We start from the raw sequence: 19,379 nt of genomic DNA, 5'->3' as shown, positions 1-19,379 counted from the left end.
CTGGCGGTCTGTCGTTTGCGGCCCACCGGATCACGCCCGATGGGCGAGGGCCGGCCGCAAACGGCAAACCGGGGGCGCGAGGCCCCCGGTTCCGCACGGTCCGCTTAGATCAGCGGAGCCGCGCTGTTCTGGTCATCGTCATGCAGCTTCTTGTAGGCCGCGCTCAGCACGTCGTGGTTCACCGTGTCCGTGGACGTGGTGGCCGCCGTCGTGGCTGCCGCGGTCGTCGCCGTCGCGGTGGCCGCCGTGGTGCCGCCGGTCAGCAGGTTGGCCTCGGGCTGGGCGAGCAGGTCGCCCAGGTGCGGCGTGGACGCCGTCGTGCCCGTGGCCGTGTGCTGCGCGCCGTCCTTGGCGAACCACACGTCGGTCATCTCATGCGAGCTGCCGTCGGACTTGGTGTAGCTCGACACCAGGCCCAGCACGTTGCCGTTGTCGACATCCGTGCCCTTGGTCGCACCGAGGTTCAGGTCGGTGATGCCGAGGTCGGCCAGGGTCTTGAGCTCACCCGCGTCGGTCTTGCCGTCGTGGTTGGCGTCGACCCAGACCTGCAGCTTGCTGAAGTCCGTGTCCTTGGCGTTGATGTGGCCGTCATGGTTCGTGTCCAGCGAGGCCAGGGCGGTGAAGCCGTCCAGACCCTTGCGGCCGTTGACCGTGGTGCCGGCGCCGAAGAGCTCCGCACCGCTGTTGATCGAGCCGTCACCGTTGCGATCCATCACCAGCAGACCGTCGTTGCCGCCGACCCAGCCCCACTTGTCGTTGTGACCGGTGGCGTTGAGGTCGAAGTTCACGCCCTGGCTGGCCGACAGCGTCTGGATGCCGTTGCCGTCCAGGTCCAGCACGATCGGCGAGGCCAGGAACATCGCGTTGGTCTGCGCGTCGGTGAAGCCGGCCGTCTGGTCGGAGGTCATCGCCAGCACCTGCTGCATGTTCATGCTGGCCAGGTCCTGCGTGTCCCAGCCGATGAACTGGTCGGACGTCATCGCCACGATCTGGTCGGTCGACAGGCCCTGGATCTGCACCGAGGTCAGCGCATGGATGTCGGACGAGTCCATCGCCAGGATCTGGTCGGTGGTGAACGCGTGGAACTGCGACGAGGTCAGCGTGCCGAAGTGCGTGCTGGTCATCGCCGCCACGTCTTCCGTGGACAGCGCCGCGATCTGGTCCGTGCCCAGCGAGCGCAGTTGCGCCGTGCTGAATTCATGGACCTGGTCGCTGGTCAGCGCGGCGATCTGCTCGGTGTTGAACGCGTGCAGGGCGGTCGTGCTCAGCGCATGGATGCCGTCCGTGGTGATCGACCCGATGTCGGCGGTCTCGATGCCCGCGACTTGCGTCGCGGTCACCGCGCTCCATTGCGACGAGGTCAGCGCGTGGATCTGATCCGACGTGAAGGCCTCGAAGTCCGCGGAGCCGAAGGCCACCATGTTCACGCTGCTGATGGCAGCGAGGTCACCGGTGTCGATCGCCTGGATCTGGTCGGTCGTGAACGCGTGCAGCTGGGCCGAGGTCATCGACACGATCTGCGACGAGGTCAGGGCCTGCACGTCGTCGGTGGCCAGCTGGCTCACCTGCAGCGTGCTCAGCGCGCCGATCTGCTGCGTGCTCAGGGCGGCGATCTGGTTGGAGTCCAGCGCCTCGAGCTGCGTGCTGTCCAGCGAGCGGATCGCGGCCGTGCTCAGGCTGCGCAGGTCGGCGGTCTCGAACGCGGCCATCTGGTCGGTGGTCAGACCGTCGACTTGCGCCGAGGTCAGGGCCGCCGCCTGGGTCGAGCTCAGGGCCACGATCGATTCCGTGCTCAGCGCGCCGATCTGGGCCGAGCCGAAGGCCTGCAGCTGCGTGGAGCTCAGCGCGGCGACGTCGTCCGTCGTCATCGTCGAGATCTGCGTCGTCGTCAGGGCCTGCAGCTGGCTGTTGCTCAGCGCGCGGATCTGGCCGCTGGTCAGCGCGTTCAGGTCGTCGCTCGTGAGGTTGGCGATCTGCGCGGTGGTCAGCGAGGCGACCTGCAGCGTGGTCAGCGCGGCGATCTGGTCGGAGCCCAGGGCTTCGATCTGATCCGTGCCCAGGGCACGCAGGGCCGTCGTCGACAGCGCGCGGAGGTCACCCGTCTCGATCGCGGCCATCTGGTCCGTCGTCAGGCCCTTGACCTGCGCGGAGGACAGCGCGGCGACCTGCGCCGAGGTCAGCGCGATCACCGAGTCGGTGCTCAGCGCGCCGACCTGGGCCGAGCCCAGCGCCTGGACCTGCGTCGAGCTCAGGGCCGCCACGTCGCCGCTCTCCATCGAGGAGATCTGCGTCGTGGTCAGCGCCGCGACCTGCTGCGTGGTCAGGGCCTTGATCTGGCCGCTGGTCAGCGCGTTGAGGTCATCGCTCGTCAGGTTGGCGACCTGCGCGGTGGTCAGCGAGGCGACCTGCTGCGTGGTCAGCGAGGCGACCTGGTCGGAGCCCAGGGCGGCCAGCTGATCGCTGGTCAGGGCGCGCAGCGCGACCGTGGACAGCGCCTTCAGGTCGCCCGATTCGATGGCGCCCATCTGGTCCGTCGTCAGGCCGGCGACCTGCTTGCTGGTCAGCGCGGCGACCTGCGTCGAGCTCAGCGCCACGACGGCTTCCGTCGTCAGCGCGCCGACCTGGTCGGAGCTCAGCGCGGCGACCTGGTTCGTGGCCAGGGCGGCGACGTCGGCGGTCTCCATCGCCTGGACCTGCGCGGTCGTCAGCGCGGCGACCTGCGTCGTCGTCAGCGCCTTGATCTGCGCGCTGGTCAGCGCGTTCAGGTCATCGCTGGTGAGGTTGGCGACTTGCGAGGTCGTCAGCGCGGCGACCTGGTTCGTGGTCAGCGCGGCGATCTGGTCGGAGCCCAGCGCCTCGAGTTCCGCGGAGGTCAGCGAGGCGACCTGGCCGGTCGTCAGCGCGCGCAGTTGACCGGTGGTCATCGCGGCGAAGTCGTCCGTGGCCAGCTGGCTCACTTGCGTGGTCGTCAGCGAGGCGACCTGCGCGGTCGTCAGCGCCTGGACCTGGTCGGAGCTCAGCGCTTCGAGCTGGTCGCTGTTCAGGGCGCGCAGGGCGACCGTGGACAGGGACTTCAGGTCAGCGCTCTCGATGGCGGACATCTGGTCCGTCGTCAGGCCGGCGACCTGCTTGCTCGACAGCGCGGCGACCTGGCCCGAGGTCAGGGCGACGATCGAATCGGTGCTCAGCGCGCCCAGCTGGGCGGAGCTCAGCGCGGCGACCTGGTTCGTGGCCAGGGCCTGCACGTCGGCGGACTCCATCGCGGCGACCTGGGCGGTCGTCAGCGCGGCGATCTGCTGCGTGGACAGGGCCTTGATCTGACCGCTGGTCAGCGCGTTCAGGTCATCGCTGGTGAGGTTGCTGACCTGGCCGGTCGTCAGCGCGGCGACCTGGGCGGTCGACAGCGCGGCGATCTGGTCGGAGCCCAGCGCCTCGAGCTGCGCGGAGGTCAGCGCGGCCAGGGCGTTGGTCGACAGGGCCTTCAGGTCGCCCGTCTCGATGGCAGCCATCTGGTCGGTGGTCAGACCGGCGACCTGCTTGCTGTTCAGCGCGGCGACCTGGCTGGAGCTCAGGGCGACGATCGCGTCCGTGGCCAGCGCGCCGACCTGCGCCGAGCTCAGCGCGGCGACCTGCGCCGTGTTGAGGGCGGCGACGTCCTCGCTGGTCATCGTGGAGACCTGCGTGGTCGTCAGCGAGGCGACCTGCTGCGTGCTCAGGGCCTTGATCTGGCCGCTGGTCAGCGCGTTCAGGTCATCGCTGGTCAGGTTGCTGACCTGAGCGGTCGACAGCGCGGCGACCTGGGCGGTGGTCAGCGCGGCGATCTGGTCGGAGCCCAGCGCGTCGAGCTGATCCGTGCCCAGGGCACGCAGCGCGGCGGTGGACAGCGACTTGAGGTCACCCGTCTCGATCGCGGCCATCTGGTCGGTCGTCAGGCCGGCCACCTGCTTGCTGGTCAGCGCGGCGACCTGCGAGGAGCTCAGCGCGACGATCGCGTCCGTGCTCAGCGCGCCCATCTGGGCGGAGCTCAGCGCGGCGACCTGGTTCGTGGCCAGGGCGGCGACGTCGTCGCTGGTCATCGTGGAGACCTGCGTCGTGGTCAGCGCGGCGACCTGCTGCGTGGTCAGGGCCTTGATCTGGCCGCTGGTCAGCGCGTTCAGGTCATCGCTGGACAGGTTGCTCACCTGCGCGGTGGTCAGCGAGGCGACCTGCGCGGTGGACAGCGCGGCGATCTGGTCCGAGCCCAGCGCGTCGAGCTGGTCCGTGGCCAGGGCACGCAGCGCGGTCGTGGACAGGGACTTCAGGTCGCCCGTCTCGATGGCGGCCATCTGGTCGGTCGTCAGGCCGGCGACCTGCTTGGTCGTCAGCGCGGCGACCTGCGAGGAGGTCAGCGCGACGATCGCTTCGGTGCTCAGCGCGCCGACTTGCGACGAGCTCAGCGCGGCGATCTGGTTCGTGGCCAGCGCGGCGACGTCGGCCGATTCCATCGTGTTGATCTGGCCGGTCGTCAGCGCGGCGACCTGCTGCGTCGTCAGGGCCTTGATCTGGCCGCTGGTCAGCGCGTTCAGGTCATCGCTGGACAGGTTGCTCACCTGGCCGGTCGTCAGCGCGGCGACTTGCTGCGTGGTCAGCGCGGCGACCTGGTCGGAGCCGAGCGCGTCGAGCTGGGCCGTGCCCAGCGCGGCGATCTGGGCCGTGCCCAGGGCGCGCAGCTGGCCGGTGGTCAGGGCGCCGAAGTCATCGGTGGCCAGCTGGCTGACCTGCGTGGTCGTCAGCGAGGCGACCTGGGCGGTCGTCAGCGCCTGGACCTGGTCGGAGGACAGGGCTTCGAGCTGGTCGCTGGTCAGGGCGCGCAGGGCGACCGAGGACAGCGCGCGCAGATCGGCCGATTCCATCGCGCCCATCTGGTCGGTCGTCAGACCGGCGACCTGCTTGCTGGTCAGCGCGGCGACCTGGCCGGAGGTCAGGGCGACGATCGAGTCGGTGCTCAGCGCGCCGACTTGCGACGAGCTCAGCGCGGCGATCTGGTTCGTGGCCAGCGCCTGCACGTCGGCGGACTCCATCGCGGCGACCTGCGTGGTCGTCAGCGCGGCGACCTGCTGCGTGGACAGGGCCTTGATCTGGCCGCTGGTCAGCGCGTTCAGGTCATCGCTGGTCAGGTTGGCGACCTGGGCGGTCGACAGCGCGGCGACCTGCTGCGTCGTCAGGGCGGCGATCTGGTCGGAGTTCAGGGCCTCGATCTGGTCGGTGCCCAGGGCGCGCACGGCAGCCGTGGACAGCGCCTTGACGTCGCCCGATTCGAGCGCGGCCATCTGGTCGGTGGTCAGGCCCTTGACCTGGGCGGAGCTCAGCGCGGCGACCTGCTGCGAGGTCAGCGCGACGACCGAGTCGGTCGCCAGGGCGCCGATCTGGGCCGAGCCCAGCGCGGCCACCTGCTGGGTGGTCAGCGACTGCACGTCGCCGCTTTCCATCGTGTTGACCTGCGCGGTCGTCAGGGCGGCCACTTGCGCGGTGCCCAGGGCGCGGATCTGGGCCGAGCCCAGCGCGTTCAGGTCATCGCTGGTCAGGCCGGCGACTTGCGCGGTGGTCAGCGCGGCGACCTGCACCGTGTTCAGCGCGGCGACCTGGTCGGAGCCCAGCGCATTGAGCTGGTCCGTGGTGAGCGCGCGCAGCGCGGCGCTGCTCAGGGCGCGGAGGTCACCGGTCTCGATGGCGGCCATCTGGTCGGTGGTCAGGCCCGCGGCCTGCTTGGTCGTCAGGGCGCCGACCTGCTGCGAGCTCAGCGCGACGATGGCGTCGGTGCTCAGCGCGCCGATCTGGGCCGAGCCCAGGGCCTGCAGCTGCGTGGTGGTCAGCGCGGCGACGTCGTCGCTGGTCATCGTGGAGACCTGCGCGGTCGTCAGCGCGGCGACCTGCGCGGTCGACAGCGCCTTGATCTGGCCGCTGGTCAGCGCGTTCAGGTCATCGGAGCTCAGGTTGCTGACCTGTGCGGTCGACAGCGAGGCGACTTGCTGGGTCGTCAGCGCGGCGATCTGGTCGGAGCCCAGCGCGTCGAGCTGGTCGGTGCCCAGCGCGCGCAGCGCGGCGGTCGACAGGGCGCGGACGTCGGCGGTTTCCAGCGCGGCCATCTGGTCGGTGGTCAGGCCGGCGACCTGCTTGGTCGTCAGCGCGGCGACCTGGCCCGAGGTCAGGGCGGCGACGTTTTCCGTCGACAGCGCGCCGACTTGGGCCGAGCCCAGCGCGGCGACCTGCTGCGTGGACAGGGCCTGCACGTCGGCCGATTCCATGCCGTTGATCTGGCCGGTGGTCAGCGCGGCGACCTGCGCCGTGGACAGCGCGCGGATCTGGGCCGAGCCCAGCGCGTTCAGGTCATCGCTGGCCAGCGCCTGGACCTGCGCGGTCGTCAGCGAGGCGACTTGCGCGGTGGTCAGCGCGGCGATCTGGTCGGAGGAGAGCGCGTCGATCTGCGCCGTCGTCAGCGCGCGCAGCGCGTTGGTCGACAGGGCGCGGACGTCCACGGTCTCGATGGCGCCGACCTGGTCGGTCGTCAGGCCGCCGACCTGCTTGGTCGACAGCGGGGCGACCTGCTGCGAGCTCAGCGCGGCGATGTTCTCGGTGGAGAGCGCACCGACCTGGTCGGAGCTCAGCGCGGCGATCTGCGTCGTGGTCAGCGCCTGCACATCGGCGCTTTCCATCGTGTTGACCTGGGCGGTCGTCAGCGAGGCGACCTGCTGCGTGGACAGGGCGCGGATCTGGCCGCTGGTCAGCGCGTTCAGGTCATCGGAGGTCAGGTTGCTGACCTGGCCGGTCGTCAGCGCGGCGACCTGCTGCGTGGACAGCGCGGCGACCTGGTCGGAGCCCAGGGCGGCGAGCTGGTCGGTCGTCAGGGCGCGCACGGCGGCGGTGCCCAGGGCCTTCAGGTCACCGGTCTCGATGGCGCCCATCTGGTCGGTGGTCAGGCCGCCGACCTGCTTGGTCGACAGCGCGGCGACCTGGCCGGAGGTCAGGGCGACGATGTTCTCGGTGGACAGCGCGGCGATCTGGTCCGAACCCAGCGCGGCGATCTGGCCGGAGCTCAGCGCCTGCACGTCCTCGCTGGTCATGTTGGCGATCTGCGAGGTCGACAGCGCGGCGATCTGGGCGGTGCCCAGCGCGCGGATCTGCGCGGAGCCCAGCGCGTTCAGGTCATCGCTGGACATCGCCTGCACCTGACCGGTGGTCAGCGCGGCGACCTGCTGCGTGGACAGCGCGGCGACCTGGGCGGAACCCAGCGCGTCGAACTGCTCGGTCGTCAGCGAGCGGATGGCGGCGGTGGACAGCGCGCGCAGGTCTTGCGACTCCAGCGCGGCCATCTGGTCGGTCGTCAGACCGGCGATCTGCTTGGTGGACAGCGCGGCGACCTGCGCCGAGCTCAGCGCGGCGACGTTTTCCGTCGACAGCGCGCCGATCTGGGCCGAGCCCATCGCGGCGACCTGCTGGGTCGTCAGCGCGGCGACGTCGGCGCTTTCCATCGTGTTGACCTGGGCGGTCGACAGCGCGGCGACCTGGGCGGTGCCCAGCGCGCGGATCTGGGCCGAGCCCAGCGCGTTCAGGTCATCGCTGGCCAGCGCCTGGACCTGGCCGGTCGTCAGGGCGCTGACCTGGGCGGTCGTCAGCGCGGCGACCTGGTCGGAACCCAGGGCGTCGAACTGGTCGGTCGTCAGCGAGCGGATCGCGGCCGTGGACATGGCGCGCAGGTCCTGCGTCTCGAGGGCGGCCATCTGGTCGGTGGTCAGACCGGCGATCTGCTTGGTGGACAGCGCGGCGACCTGGCTGGAGCTCAGCGCGGCGACGTTCTCGGTCGACAGCGCGCCGACCTGGGCCGAGCTCAGCGCCTGGACCTGCTGCGTGGTCAGCGCGGCGACGTCGGCGCTTTCCATCGTGTTGACCTGGGCGGTCGACAGCGCGGAGACTTGCGCGGTGCCCAGCGCGCGGATCTGGGCCGAGCCCAGGGCGTTCAGGTCATCGCTGGCCATGGCCTGGACCTGGCCGGTCGTCAGCGCGGAGACCTGCTGGGTCGTGAGCGCGCCGACCTGGTCGGAGTTCAGCGCGTCGAATTGATCGGTGGTCAGCGAGCGGATCGCGGCGGAGCTCAGCGCGCGCAGGTCGCCGGTCTCGATGGCGGCGATCTGGTCGGTGGACAGGCCGGCGAGCTGCTTGGAGTTCAGCGTGGCGAACTGGCCCGAGGTCAGCGCGACGATGGCGTCGGTGGACAGGGCGGCGATCTGGGCCGAACTCAGCGCGGCGATCTGGCCGGTGGTGAAGGCCTGGACGTCCGCGGACTCCATGCCCTGGACCTGGTCGGTCGACAGCGCGGCGATCTGGGCGGTGCCCAGCGCGCGGATCTGCGAGCTGCTCAGCGCGTTCAGTTCATCGGTGGACAGCACGGCGACCTGGCCGGTCGACAGCGCGGCGATCTGCTGGCTGCTCAGCGCGGAGACCTGGTCGGAATTCAGCGCTTGGACCTGGTCGGTGGACAGCGCGCGCACCGTGGCGGTGGACAGCGCCTTCATGTCGTCGGAGCTGATGGCCGCCATCTGGTCGGTCGTCAGGCCCTTGACCTGCGTGGAGGTCAGCGCGCCGATCTGGCCCGAGCTCATCGCCTCGATGGAGTCGGAGCTCAGCGCGCCGATCTGCGAGGAGCTCAGCGCGCGCACTTGCGCGGTGGACAGCGCCTGCACATCGGCGCTGTCGACGCCGGCCAGCTGGTCGGTGGTCAGCGCGGCGATCTGCTGCGTGGTGATGGCGCGGATCTGGTTGGTGTCCAGGGCGGCGATCTCGTCGCTGGCCAGCTGGCGGATCTGCTGGGTGGACAGCGCGTTGATCTGCGCGGTCGTCAGCGCGGCGACCTGGTCCGAGTTCAGCGCGGCGATCTGGTCGGTGCCCAGCCCGCGCACGGCGGCGGTGCTCAGCGCGTGGACGGCGTCCGAGGTCAGCGCAGCGGCCTGGTCGGAGGTCAGCGCGGCGGTCTGCGTGCTGCTCAGCGCGGCGGCCTGGCCGGTGCCCAGAGCGGCGACGCCCTCGGTGGAGAGGGCGTGGACCTGCTGCGAGCTCAGCGACTTGATCTGATTGGTGGTCAGCGCCTGGAGGTCATCCGAGGCCATCGAGCCGATCAGGCTGGTGGAGATGGCGGCCACCTGCTGCGTGCTCAGCGCGCGGATCTGGTCGGAGGCCAGCGCGTTCAGGTCATCGGATTCCAGGTTGCGGACCTGGCTGGTGGTCATCGCGCCGACCTGCTTGGTGGTCATCGCGCCGAACTGGTCGGAGCCCAGGGCGTTGAGCTGCGCGCTGGTGAAGGTCTGCACCGCCGAGGTGGACAGCGCGCGCAGGTCATCGGATTCGATGGCGGCGATGTTGCTCGTGGTGAAGAAGGAGACGGCCTTGGTGCCCAGCGTCGCGAACTGCGACGTGGTGAGCGCCTGGAACTGCTCGGTCGAGAAGGCGGCCCAGTCTTCGCTGGTCAGGCGCGCCAGGGTCGTCGACGTGAGGGCGGCGATCTGGTCGGTCGTCAGGTTGGTAATCAGCGATGCCATCTTGGAACTCCGTGAACCTATGGGGCGGATGCGCCCATAGGCGCGAGGTGGTATTGGTCAGCTTGTTGTTTCAGACACCCGGGACTTCCGGATGCCGTCATCGGGTTTTCGGACCGCGGACGACAAACTTGAGCGAGCTCCGAAATGTTATTGGGGCAACGCTTAACGTGAACGGAACAAAAGGGCCGGGAGACGGCCTCAGTTCACGGTTACAGACGGCGCGTAAAGCCCGCGAACGCGGGGGAGGGGATGCTTGCCGGGGCAACCATTTCCTGCGCCGTGATCGAACGGTCGTTCGATAGTGGGTGCCAAGACCTTCAATGTTGATCGGCACTTAGCCGCGCCGCTGAAGGGCGGCGGGGGCGTCCTCCGGCATGCGAACGGGGTGCGAGGCCCGGGTTCAAGGGGCGCAACAAGATGTGACTCGTGTGACCGATGCCCGGAGGCGCCGGGGCCGGCCAGAGGGCCGCGGGCGGCCGTCCTGTGTCGACCGTGACATGCGTCACGAGTTTCCGACCCGTCCCGGGTGGAGTTTCTCGAGGTTTGAGCGGCCCGATGAATTAATGCCGCCTAATTAATATGGATGAGGTTTTCCGGGGCGCCGACGCATCTCGCGCGCGCGTCCCGTGCGCGCCTAATCGACCGCGCGCCCGGTCGCCTTGAGTCCATTGTCGAAGTGACACCGGACCAGCCGCGCCGCCCGGTCCGGATCGCGGGCGAGCAGGGCGGCCAGCATCTCGCGGTGCTCCTGCAGCGATTCCTGCAGCCGGCCCTGCTTGAACAGCGAGTGGTGCCGGTTCAGCTTCATCACCCGGCGCAGGTCCGTGATGATCTGCATCCGCCAACGGTTGCCGTCGATCTCGACGATGCGCAGGTGGAAACGCTCGTTGGCCGCGAAGAAGCGCTCGCGGCCGGTCTCGCCGGCCGCCAGGCTCGCTTCCAGGTCCGCGTGCAGCGCGCCCAGTTCCGCCAGCTCCGCGTCGCTGGCCTGGCGCGCCACGACCGCCGCGGCGTCGCTTTCCAGCAGCGAGAGCAACTGGTAGGCCTCGCGCACGTCGCGCTCGGACATCTCGGTGACGTAGGCGCCGCGGCGCACCCGCATCGTGACCAGTCCCTCGGACGCCAGCACCTTGAGCGCCTCGCGCATCGGCGTGCGGCTGATGCCGAGCTCGGCGCAGAGCTTGAGCTCGTCGATCCAGCTGCCGGGCTCGAGCTCCTTGGCGAAGATGCGCTGGCGCAGCCGCTCGGCCACCTCTTCATAAAGAGGAGCGCGGGGAGCGAGCGGGGCGCTGAGCGGGCCTGGGAGCGACATGGCGCCGGAGTGTAGCCAATCTGAAATTCATAATTATGAATTCGTGCCGCGCTATGATCCGCGGCTTCCAGGAGTCCCCCATGTCGAACGAACACAAGGTCCCCTCCGCCGCGCCGGCCGCCACAAGCGGCACGAACACTCCGCAGGAGTTCGCGCCGGCGACGCTGGAGCAATGGCACAAGGCGGCGGCGAAGTCCGCGCCCGGCGGGGATCCCGCGAATCTGAACTGGCATACGCCCGAGGGGCTGGTCGTCAAGCCGCTGTACACCGCGGCCGACACGCGCGACCTGCCGCACGCCGACACGCTGCCGGGCTTCGAGCCCTTCCTGCGCGGCCCGCAGGCCACGATGTACGCGGTGCGGCCCTGGACCATCCGGCAGTACGCCGGGTTCTCGACCGCCGAGGAAAGCAACGCGTTCTACCGCAAGGCGCTGGCCGCGGGCGGGCAGGGCGTGTCGGTGGCCTTCGACCTGGCCACGCACCGCGGCTACGACTCGGACCATCCGCGCGTGACCGGCGACGTCGGCAAGGCCGGTGTGGCGATCGATTCGGTGGAGGACATGAAGATCCTGTTCGACGGCATCCCGCTGGACAAGGTCTCGGTGTCGATGACGATGAACGGCGCGGTGCTGCCGGTGCTGGCCGGTTACGTCGTCGCGGCCGAGGAGCAGGGCGTTCCGCAGGACCAGTTGAGCGGCACCATCCAGAACGACATCCTCAAGGAGTTCATGGTCCGCAACACCTACATCTACCCGCCTGAACCGTCGATGCGCATCATCGGCGACATCATCGAGTACACGGCCACGTCGATGCCGAAGTTCAACTCGATCTCCATCAGCGGGTACCACATGCAGGAGGCGGGCGCGAACCAGGCGCTGGAGCTCGCGTTCACGCTGGCCGACGGCAAGGAGTACGTGAAGACCGCCATCGCCAAGGGCATGGACGTGGACGTTTTCGCCGGCCGGCTGTCCTTCTTCTGGGCGGTGGGGATGAACTTCTACCTGGAGATCGCCAAGATGCGCGCCGCGCGTCTGCTGTGGTGCCGGATCATGAAGGGCTTCGACGCGAAGAACCCCAAGAGCCTGATGCTGCGCACGCACAGCCAGACCTCGGGCTGGAGCCTCACCGAGCAGGACCCGTACAACAACGTGGTGCGCACCACCATCGAGGCGATGGCCGCGGTGTTCGGCGGCACGCAGTCGCTGCACACGAACTCGCTGGACGAGGCGATCGCGCTGCCCACCGAGTTCAGCGCCCGCATCGCGCGCAACACGCAGCTGATCATCCAGGAGGAGACGCACATCACCAGCGTCATCGATCCCTGGGCCGGCAGCTACATGATGGAGTCGCTCACGCAGGACATGGCCGACAAGGCCTGGGCGCTGATCGAGGAGGTCGACGCGATGGGCGGCATGACCAAGGCGGTCGACTCCGGCTGGGCCAAGCTCAAGATCGAGGCGAGCGCCGCGGAGAAGCAGGCGCGCATCGACAGCGGCAAGGACGTCATCGTCGGCGTCAACAAGTACCGTCTGGCCAAGGAGGATCCGGTGGAGATCCTGGAGGTCGACAACGTGAAGGTGCGCGACAGCCAGATCGCCCGCCTGCAGAAGATCAAGGCCACGCGTGACAGTGCCAAGGTCCAGGCCGCGCTCGCGGCGCTGACCGAGGCCGCGCGCTCCGGCACCGGCAACCTGCTGGACCTGAGCATCCAGGCCGTGCGCCTGCGCGCGACGGTGGGCGAGGTGTCCGACGCGCTGGAGAGCGTCTTCGGCCGCCATCGCGCCGACACGCAGAAGGTCACCGGCGTGTACGCTGCCGCCTACGACTCGGCCGAGGGCTGGGCGCGGCTGCAGGACGAGATCGCCGCCTTCGCCGAGGAGCAGGGCCGGCGTCCTCGCGTGATGATCGCCAAGCTCGGCCAGGACGGGCATGACCGCGGCGCGAAGGTCGTGGCCACGGCCTATGCCGACCTGGGCTTCGACGTCGACATGGGCCCGCTGTTCCAGACGCCCGAGGAATGCGCGCGTCAGGCCATCGAGAACGACGTGCACGCGGTGGGCGTTTCCACGCTGGCCGCGGGCCACAAGACGCTGGTGCCGGCGATCATCGCGGCGCTCAAGGCGCAGGGCGGCGAGGACATCATCGTCTTCGTCGGCGGCGTGATCCCGGCGCAGGACTACGACTTCCTCTACGAATCCGGCGTCAAGGGCATCTACGGCCCGGGCACGCCGATCCCGGCGAGCGCGAAGGACGTGCTCGAGCAGATCCGCAAGACCGTCGTGGCGTGAGCGAGGCGGATCGCGTGAACGCGAATCCTCGGACCGTGCAAGCGCATGATGCGCATCCGCTGACCGCGCCGCTGCTGGGCGAGCCCGGCCCGGCGCAGCGCCGCGCGGTGGCCAAGGCCATCACGCTGCTGGAGTCCACGCGCGCGGACCATCGCGCGCAGGCCGACGCGATGCTCACCGCGCTGCTGCCGCACACGGGGCGCTCGCTGCGGCTGGGCATCTCGGGCGTGCCGGGCGTGGGCAAGAGCACCTTCATCGAGGCGCTGGGGCTGATGCTGATCGAGGCCGGCCATCGCGTGGCGGTGCTCGCGGTGGATCCGTCGAGCTCGGTCTCGGGCGGGTCCATCCTCGGCGACAAGACGCGGATGGAGCGGCTGTCGATGGACGAGCGCGCCTACATCCGGCCCAGCCCGTCCAGCGGCACGCTGGGCGGCGTGGCCGAGAAGACGCGCGAGGCGATGCTGGTCTGCGAGGCCGCGGGCCACGACGTCGTGATCGTCGAGACGGTGGGCGTCGGCCAGAGCGAGACCGCCGTGGCCGGCATGACCGACATGTACTGCCTGCTGCAGCTGCCCAACGCGGGCGACGACCTGCAGGCGATCAAGAAGGGCGTCATGGAGCTGGCGGACCTGGTCGTCATCAACAAGGCCGACCTGGACGACCACGCCGCCACGCGCGCGCAGGCGCAGATCACCTCGTCGCTGCGGCTGTACGGCATGCATCGCCGGCCCGCGCACGATCATTACCATCCTGGCGCGGTGGCGTCGGCGTGGGAACCGCGCGTGATGCGGATGTCGGCGCTCAAGGGCGACGGCGTCGAGGCGTTCTGGCGCGCGGTGACCGAGTTCCAGTCGCTGCAGCAGGCCAATGGCGGCTTTCGCGAGAAGCGCCAGCAGCAGGCGCTGGCGTGGATGTGGGAGCGCATCCAGTCGGGCCTGAAGCAGCAGTTCAAGGCGGCGCCGGCGGTGCGCGCGGCGCTCGAGGAGACGACGGCGCGGGTGCTCGATGGGCGCCTCGCGGCGTCGACGGCGGCGCGCGCGCTGCTGGGCAAGTTTTCCGGAGACACGAATCCCGAGGATTCAAAGGACCAACGACATGCATGACATCCAACAGATGCTCGAGGCCAAGCGCGAGAAGGCGCGGCTGGGCGGCGGCGAGAAGCGCATCGCGGCGCAGCACGCCAAGGGCAAGCTCACCGCGCGCGAGCGGCTGGACCTGCTCTTCGACGACGGCACCTTCGAGGAATGGGACATGTTCGTCGAGCACCGCTGCGTCGACTTCGGCATGGCCGACAACAAGATCCCGGGCGACGGCGTCGTCATCGGCTACGGCATGATCAACGGCCGGCTGGCCTTCGCCTTCAGCCAGGACTTCACCGTCTTCGGCGGCGCGCTGTCCGAGGCGCATGCCGAGAAGATCTGCAAGGTGATGGATCAGGCGATGAAGGTCGGCGCGCCGGTGATCGGCCTGAACGACTCCGGCGGCGCGCGCATCCAGGAAGGCGTGGCCTCGCTGGGCGGGTACGCGGAGGTCTTCCAGCGCAACGTGATGGCCTCGGGCGTGATCCCGCAGATCAGCATGATCATGGGCCCCTGCGCGGGCGGCGCGGTGTACTCGCCGGCGATGACGGACTTCATCTTCATGGTGAAGGACAGCAGCTACATGTTCGTCACCGGCCCCGAGGTGGTGAAGACGGTCACGCACGAGGAAGTGACCGCCGAGGAGCTCGGCGGCGCGTCCACGCACACCGCGCGCAGCGGCGTGGCGGACCTGGCCTTCGAGAACGACGTCGAAGCGATCCTGATGCTGCGGCGCTTCTTCAACTACCTGCCGCTGAACAACCGCGAGAAGGCGCCGTGCCGTCCCAGCGGCGATCCGGGCGCGCGGCTGGACCACTCGCTGGACACGCTGGTGCCGGAGAACCCCAACAAGCCCTACGACATGAAGGAGCTGATCCTCAAGGTCGTGGACGACGGCGACTTCTTCGAGCTGCAGGCCGAGAACGCGAAGAACATCCTGACCGGGTTCGCCCGCATGGAAGGCCAGACGGTGGGCATCGTGGCCAACCAGCCGCTGGTGCTGGCGGGTTGCCTGGACATCAAGAGCAGCATCAAGGCGGCGCGCTTCGTGCGCTTCTGCGATGCGTTCAACATCCCGGTGATCACCTTCGTGGACGTGCCGGGCTTCATGCCGGGGACCTCGCAGGAGTACGGCGGCATCATCAAGCACGGCGCCAAGCTGCTCTATGCGTATGCGGAGTGCACCGTGCCCAAGGTGACGGTGATCACGCGCAAGGCCTATGGCGGCGCGTATGACGTGATGAGCTCCAAGCACCTGCGCGGCGACGTGAACTTCGCCTGGCCCAACGCGGAGATCGCGGTGATGGGGGCCAAGGGCGCGGTGGAGATCATCTTCCGCGAGGACAAGAACGACCCGGCCAAGCTCGCGGCGCGCGAGGCCGAGTACAAGGCCCGCTTCGCCAATCCCTTCGTGGCGGGCGCGCGCGGCTTCATCGACGACGTCATCCAGCCGCATGAGACGCGCAAGCGCATCTGCCGCTCGCTGGTGATGCTCAAGGACAAGCAGCTCGAGAACCCGTGGCGCAAGCACGGCAACATCCCGCTGTGAGCGGACCAGGAGACAAGAAGATGTTCAAGAAGATCCTGATCGCGAATCGCGGTGAGATCGCCTGCCGCGTCATCAAGACAGCCCGCAAGATGGGCATCCAGACCGTCGCCGTCTATTCCGAGGCGGACAAGGATGCCCGCCACGTGGAGCTCGCCGATGAGGCCGTGCTGCTCGGCCCGGCGCCGTCGCGCGAGTCGTATCTCGTCGCCGACAAGATCCTCGCCGCGGCGAAGCAGACCGGCGCCGAGGCCATCCACCCGGGTTACGGTTTCCTGTCGGAGAACGAGGAGTTCGCGCGCCGCGTGGAAGAGGAAGGGCTGGTGTTCATCGGACCCAAGCACTACTCGATCGCGGCGATGGGCGACAAGATCGCCTCGAAAAAGCTCGCGGGCGAAGCGCAGGTCAACACGATTCCCGGCCACAACCAGCCGATCGAGTCGCCCGACGAGGCCGTGGCCATCGCCAATCGCATCGGTTACCCGGTGATGATCAAGGCCAGCGCGGGCGGCGGCGGCAAGGGGCTGCGCGTGGCCTTCAACGACAAGGACTGCCACGACGGGTTCACCAGCTGCCGCAACGAGGCCCGCGCGAGCTTCGGCGACGACCGCGTGTTCATGGAGAAGTTCGTCGAGTCGCCGCGCCACATCGAGATCCAGGTGCTGGGCGACGCGCAGGGCAACGTCGTGTACCTGTGGGAGCGCGAGTGCTCGATCCAGCGCCGGCACCAGAAGGTCATCGAGGAGGCGCCGTCGCCCTTCATCAGCGAGGCCACGCGCCGCGCGATGGGCGAGCAGGCGGTCGCGCTGGCCAAGGCGGTGAAGTACCAGAGCGCAGGCACGGTCGAGTTCGTCGTCGGCAAGGACCAGTCCTTCTACTTCCTGGAGATGAACACGCGGCTGCAGGTCGAGCATCCGGTCACCGAGTGCATCACCGGGCTGGACCTGGTGGAGCTGATGATCCGCGTGGCGGCGGGCGAGCCGCTGCCGTTCAAGCAGGACGAGATCAAGCGCGAGGGCTGGGCGATCGAGTGCCGCATCAACGCGGAGGACCCGTTCCGCAACTTCCTGCCGTCCACTGGCCGGCTGGTGAAGTACCAGCCGCCGCCGACCACCATGGAGGCCGCGGGCGATGAGCGCTTCGGCGTGCGCGTGGACACCGGCGTCTTCGACGGCGGCGAGATCCCGATGTTCTACGACTCGATGATCGCCAAGCTGATCGTGCACGGACGTGATCGCGACGAGGCGATTGCCAAGATGCGCGAGGCGCTGAATGGCTTCGTGATCCGCGGCATCTCGAGCAACATCCCGTTCCAGTCGGCGCTGCTGGCGCATCCGGATTTCCGCGCGGGCGACTTCAACACCGGCTTCATCGCGCAGCATTACGGCAGCGGATTCCACGCCGAGGATGTGCCGCACGACGATCCGGACTTCCTGGTGGCGCTGGCCGGCTTCATCCGTCGCAAGGCGCGCGAGCGCGAGGCCGGCATCACCGGCCAGCTGCCCGGTCACGAGGTCCGCATCGAGCATGACTACGTCGCCGTGGTCAACGAAGGGCAGGGGCATTTCAGCCGCTACGCGCTCAACATCACCGAATACGTCGGCGCGCAGGGCGAGGCGCTGGTGTCGGTCGGGGGGCTCGGGGGTGTCGGCGGATCGCATGCCTATCGCATCGTGAGCCAGTCGCGGCTCAACGACACGCGCCTGGTCGGCACGGTCAACGGCCAGCCCTTCGTGGCGCAGGCCGAGCGCGGCACGCCCAAGGCGCCGCTGGCCTATCGCATCCAGCACAACGGCCGAGCGATCGAGGTCACGGTGCTGTCGCCGCGCGCGGCCGAGCTGCATCAGCTGATGCCGTACAAGGCGCCGCCCGACACCAGCAAGCTGCTGCTGTCGCCGATGCCGGGGCTGCTGGTGCACGTGGCGGTGCAGCCGGGGCAACTGGTGCAGGCGGGCGAGCGGCTCGCGGTCATCGAGGCGATGAAGATGGAGAACATCCTGACGGCGACGCAGGACGTGAAGGTCGCCGAGGTGATGGCCAAGGTCGGCGAGAGCCTGGCGGTCGATCAGCCGATCGTGCGTTTCGAGTGAGGGCCTGGCGATGACGACGAAACCCTATCGGATCCTGGGCATCCAGCAGATCGCCATCGGCGGGCCGGACAAGGCGGCGCTGCGCAAGCTGTGGGTGGACGTGCTGGGGCTGGAGGTCATCGGCCAGTTCGTCTCCGAGCGCGAGAACGTCGACGAGGACATCTGCGCGATCGGCAGCGGGCCGCACAAGGTCGAGGTCGACCTGATGCAGCCGCTGGATCCGGAGAAGAAGCCGGCGGTGCACACGACCCCGCTGAATCACGTGGGGCTGTGGGTGGATGACCTGGCCAAGGCGGTTGAGTGGATGAGCGCCAACGGCGTGCGTTTCGCGCCGGGCGGCATTCGCAAGGGCGCCGCGGGGTACGACATCTGCTTCATCCATCCGAAGAGCAACGACGAGTTCCCCATCGGCGGGGAGGGCGTGCTGATCGAGCTGGTGCAGGCGCCGGAGGACGTTGTCCAGGCCTTGTCGCGCTGAGGGTCTCCGGCGCGGCGCTCAGCCCTCGTAGGGACCCCGTCCCGGCAGCGCCCACAGCAGGCCGAGCGTCGCCCCGGCGGGGGCCACCGTGAGGTGGTCCTCGCCCGCGAGCACATGGCTCTCGATGCGCAGGGACGGGTAGCGCCGGCGACGCAGTTGGGCCTCGAAACGCCGGGCGTCCGCGACTAGGTCGTTCTCTCGATTGAAGCGCGGCCCGCGCGCGACGGCCTCGAAGGCGCCGACGTACTGGAAGACTTTCGCGTCCAGGTCGGTGTGCTGCTTCGCGTAGGCCGCCTCGCGCTCGAACATCACGTGCTGGTCGAACCAGTAGGACGGGCTGCCGAGGATGTAATGGCTGAACACCTCGGGCCGCGTCACCAGCATCTGCGCCGCGAGCAGCGCGCCATAGGAGTGCCCGAGGATCACGCGGTGTCGCGGGTCCAGTCCGTAGCGCGCGGTGACCGCGGGCACGGCGATCTCCGCCACGTACTTGAGATAGGCGGCGGCCTCGCCGTAACGTGGCGCGCCATAGCGATTGGCCGGCCGCGTCGCCCGGTCCAGCGGGTTGCTCGGCGTGTAGTCGCGCGAGCGCATGACCACGGCGGATTCATCCGCCGGCCCGGCCAGGCCGATCACGGCGAAATCGGCGAGGTTCTGACCCTGCTGGCCGACGCGGTTGCGCAGCGCGCGCACCAGCGGGAATGCGTAGGGCGCATCGGTCACGAAGACCGCAGGGCGAGGCTCCTTCGACGGGAGCGCGCCGGCGGGGAGATCCACCCAGAGTTCGTAGCGACGCCCGGACACCGGGTCGGGCAGCGGGTGGACGAAGGTGTTGGGGAGGGCGTACGGCCCGGTGGAGTCCGGCAGAGCGGGCGCGGCGATGGACCGGGAGGTCGGCATCAGCAGGGCGCCCAGCGCGGCCGTGAGGACGCGGCGTCGATCGGTCATGCGGAAAGCGGAAGCAGAAGTGCGCCGCGAGTGTCCGCGTGCCGGGGATCCGGCGAATGAAGGGGTGGC

General features: G+C 69.2%; 8 protein-coding genes. 5 read left to right on the top strand and 3 right to left on the bottom strand.

All coding sequences use genetic code 11. The features are described from left to right. Positions 1–104 precede the first annotated feature (104 nt). Positions 105–9,569 carry a hypothetical protein gene (locus ACNI65_RS10915; RefSeq protein WP_416762999.1) on the bottom strand — a complete coding sequence of 3,155 codons (9,465 nt, stop codon included), beginning with the start codon at positions 9,567–9,569 and terminating at the stop codon, positions 105–107. Between the two features lie 634 nt (positions 9,570–10,203). Beyond that, positions 10,204–10,881, bottom strand: coding sequence for a GntR family transcriptional regulator (locus ACNI65_RS10910; protein WP_416762998.1), 678 nt, complete (start codon positions 10,879–10,881; stop codon positions 10,204–10,206). 80 nt (positions 10,882–10,961) lie between these two features. Here ACNI65_RS10910 and scpA point away from each other — a divergent pair, with 80 nt between their 5' ends. Genes scpA through ACNI65_RS10885 form a run of 5 tightly spaced genes read left to right on the top strand, consistent with a single transcriptional unit; the run spans position 10,962 to position 18,362 of the window. Then, positions 10,962–13,169, top strand: a complete 2,208-nt coding sequence (gene scpA / locus ACNI65_RS10905) for a methylmalonyl-CoA mutase (RefSeq protein ID WP_416762997.1) — start codon at positions 10,962–10,964, stop codon at positions 13,167–13,169. Between the two features lie 35 nt (positions 13,170–13,204). Continuing rightward, positions 13,205–14,272 carry a methylmalonyl Co-A mutase-associated GTPase MeaB gene (gene meaB, locus ACNI65_RS10900; protein ID WP_416762996.1) on the top strand — a complete coding sequence of 356 codons (1,068 nt, stop codon included), beginning with the start codon at positions 13,205–13,207 and terminating at the stop codon, positions 14,270–14,272. Continuing rightward, positions 14,265–15,797: an acyl-CoA carboxylase subunit beta gene (locus ACNI65_RS10895; RefSeq protein WP_416762995.1), complete on the top strand. Its 1,533-nt coding sequence runs from the start codon at positions 14,265–14,267 to the stop codon at positions 15,795–15,797. The genes meaB and ACNI65_RS10895 overlap by 8 nt, the downstream gene beginning before the upstream one ends. 20 nt (positions 15,798–15,817) lie before the next feature. Beyond that, entirely contained in the window at positions 15,818–17,884 is a 2,067-nt protein-coding gene (accC, locus tag ACNI65_RS10890; protein ID WP_416762994.1) for an acetyl-CoA carboxylase biotin carboxylase subunit, read from the top strand. 10 nt (positions 17,885–17,894) lie between these two features. Continuing rightward, entirely contained in the window at positions 17,895–18,362 is a 468-nt protein-coding gene (locus ACNI65_RS10885; protein WP_416762993.1) for a VOC family protein, read from the top strand. 18 nt (positions 18,363–18,380) lie between these two features. Here the strand turns inward: ACNI65_RS10885 and ACNI65_RS10880 are convergent, their stop codons facing one another. Further along, complete coding sequence (locus ACNI65_RS10880) at positions 18,381–19,310, bottom strand: alpha/beta hydrolase (RefSeq protein ID WP_416762992.1); 930 nt, start codon at positions 19,308–19,310, stop codon at positions 18,381–18,383. Positions 19,311–19,379 lie beyond the last annotated feature (69 nt).

Source organism: Roseateles sp. So40a (assembly GCF_048081605.1).
GTDB lineage: Bacteria > Pseudomonadota > Gammaproteobacteria > Burkholderiales > Burkholderiaceae_C > Roseateles.
Note: the sequence above shows the minus strand (reverse complement) of the source record. Positions and strands in the feature narration are given on the sequence as shown.

Bases quoted from the DNA above. Each gene is read 5' to 3' on its own strand.
- ACNI65_RS10915 (WP_416762999.1), bottom strand. From the start codon at position 9,569: ATGGCATCGCTGATTACCAACCTGACGACCGACCAGATCGCCGCCCTC.
- ACNI65_RS10910 (WP_416762998.1), bottom strand. From the start codon at position 10,881: ATGTCGCTCCCAGGCCCGCTCAGCGCCCCGCTCGCTCCCCGCGCTCCT.
- scpA (WP_416762997.1), top strand. From the start codon at position 10,962: ATGTCGAACGAACACAAGGTCCCCTCCGCCGCGCCGGCCGCCACAAGC.
- ACNI65_RS10895 (WP_416762995.1), top strand. From the start codon at position 14,265: ATGCATGACATCCAACAGATGCTCGAGGCCAAGCGCGAGAAGGCGCGG.
- accC (WP_416762994.1), top strand. From the start codon at position 15,818: ATGTTCAAGAAGATCCTGATCGCGAATCGCGGTGAGATCGCCTGCCGC.
- ACNI65_RS10885 (WP_416762993.1), top strand. From the start codon at position 17,895: ATGACGACGAAACCCTATCGGATCCTGGGCATCCAGCAGATCGCCATC.
- ACNI65_RS10880 (WP_416762992.1), bottom strand. From the start codon at position 19,310: ATGACCGATCGACGCCGCGTCCTCACGGCCGCGCTGGGCGCCCTGCTG.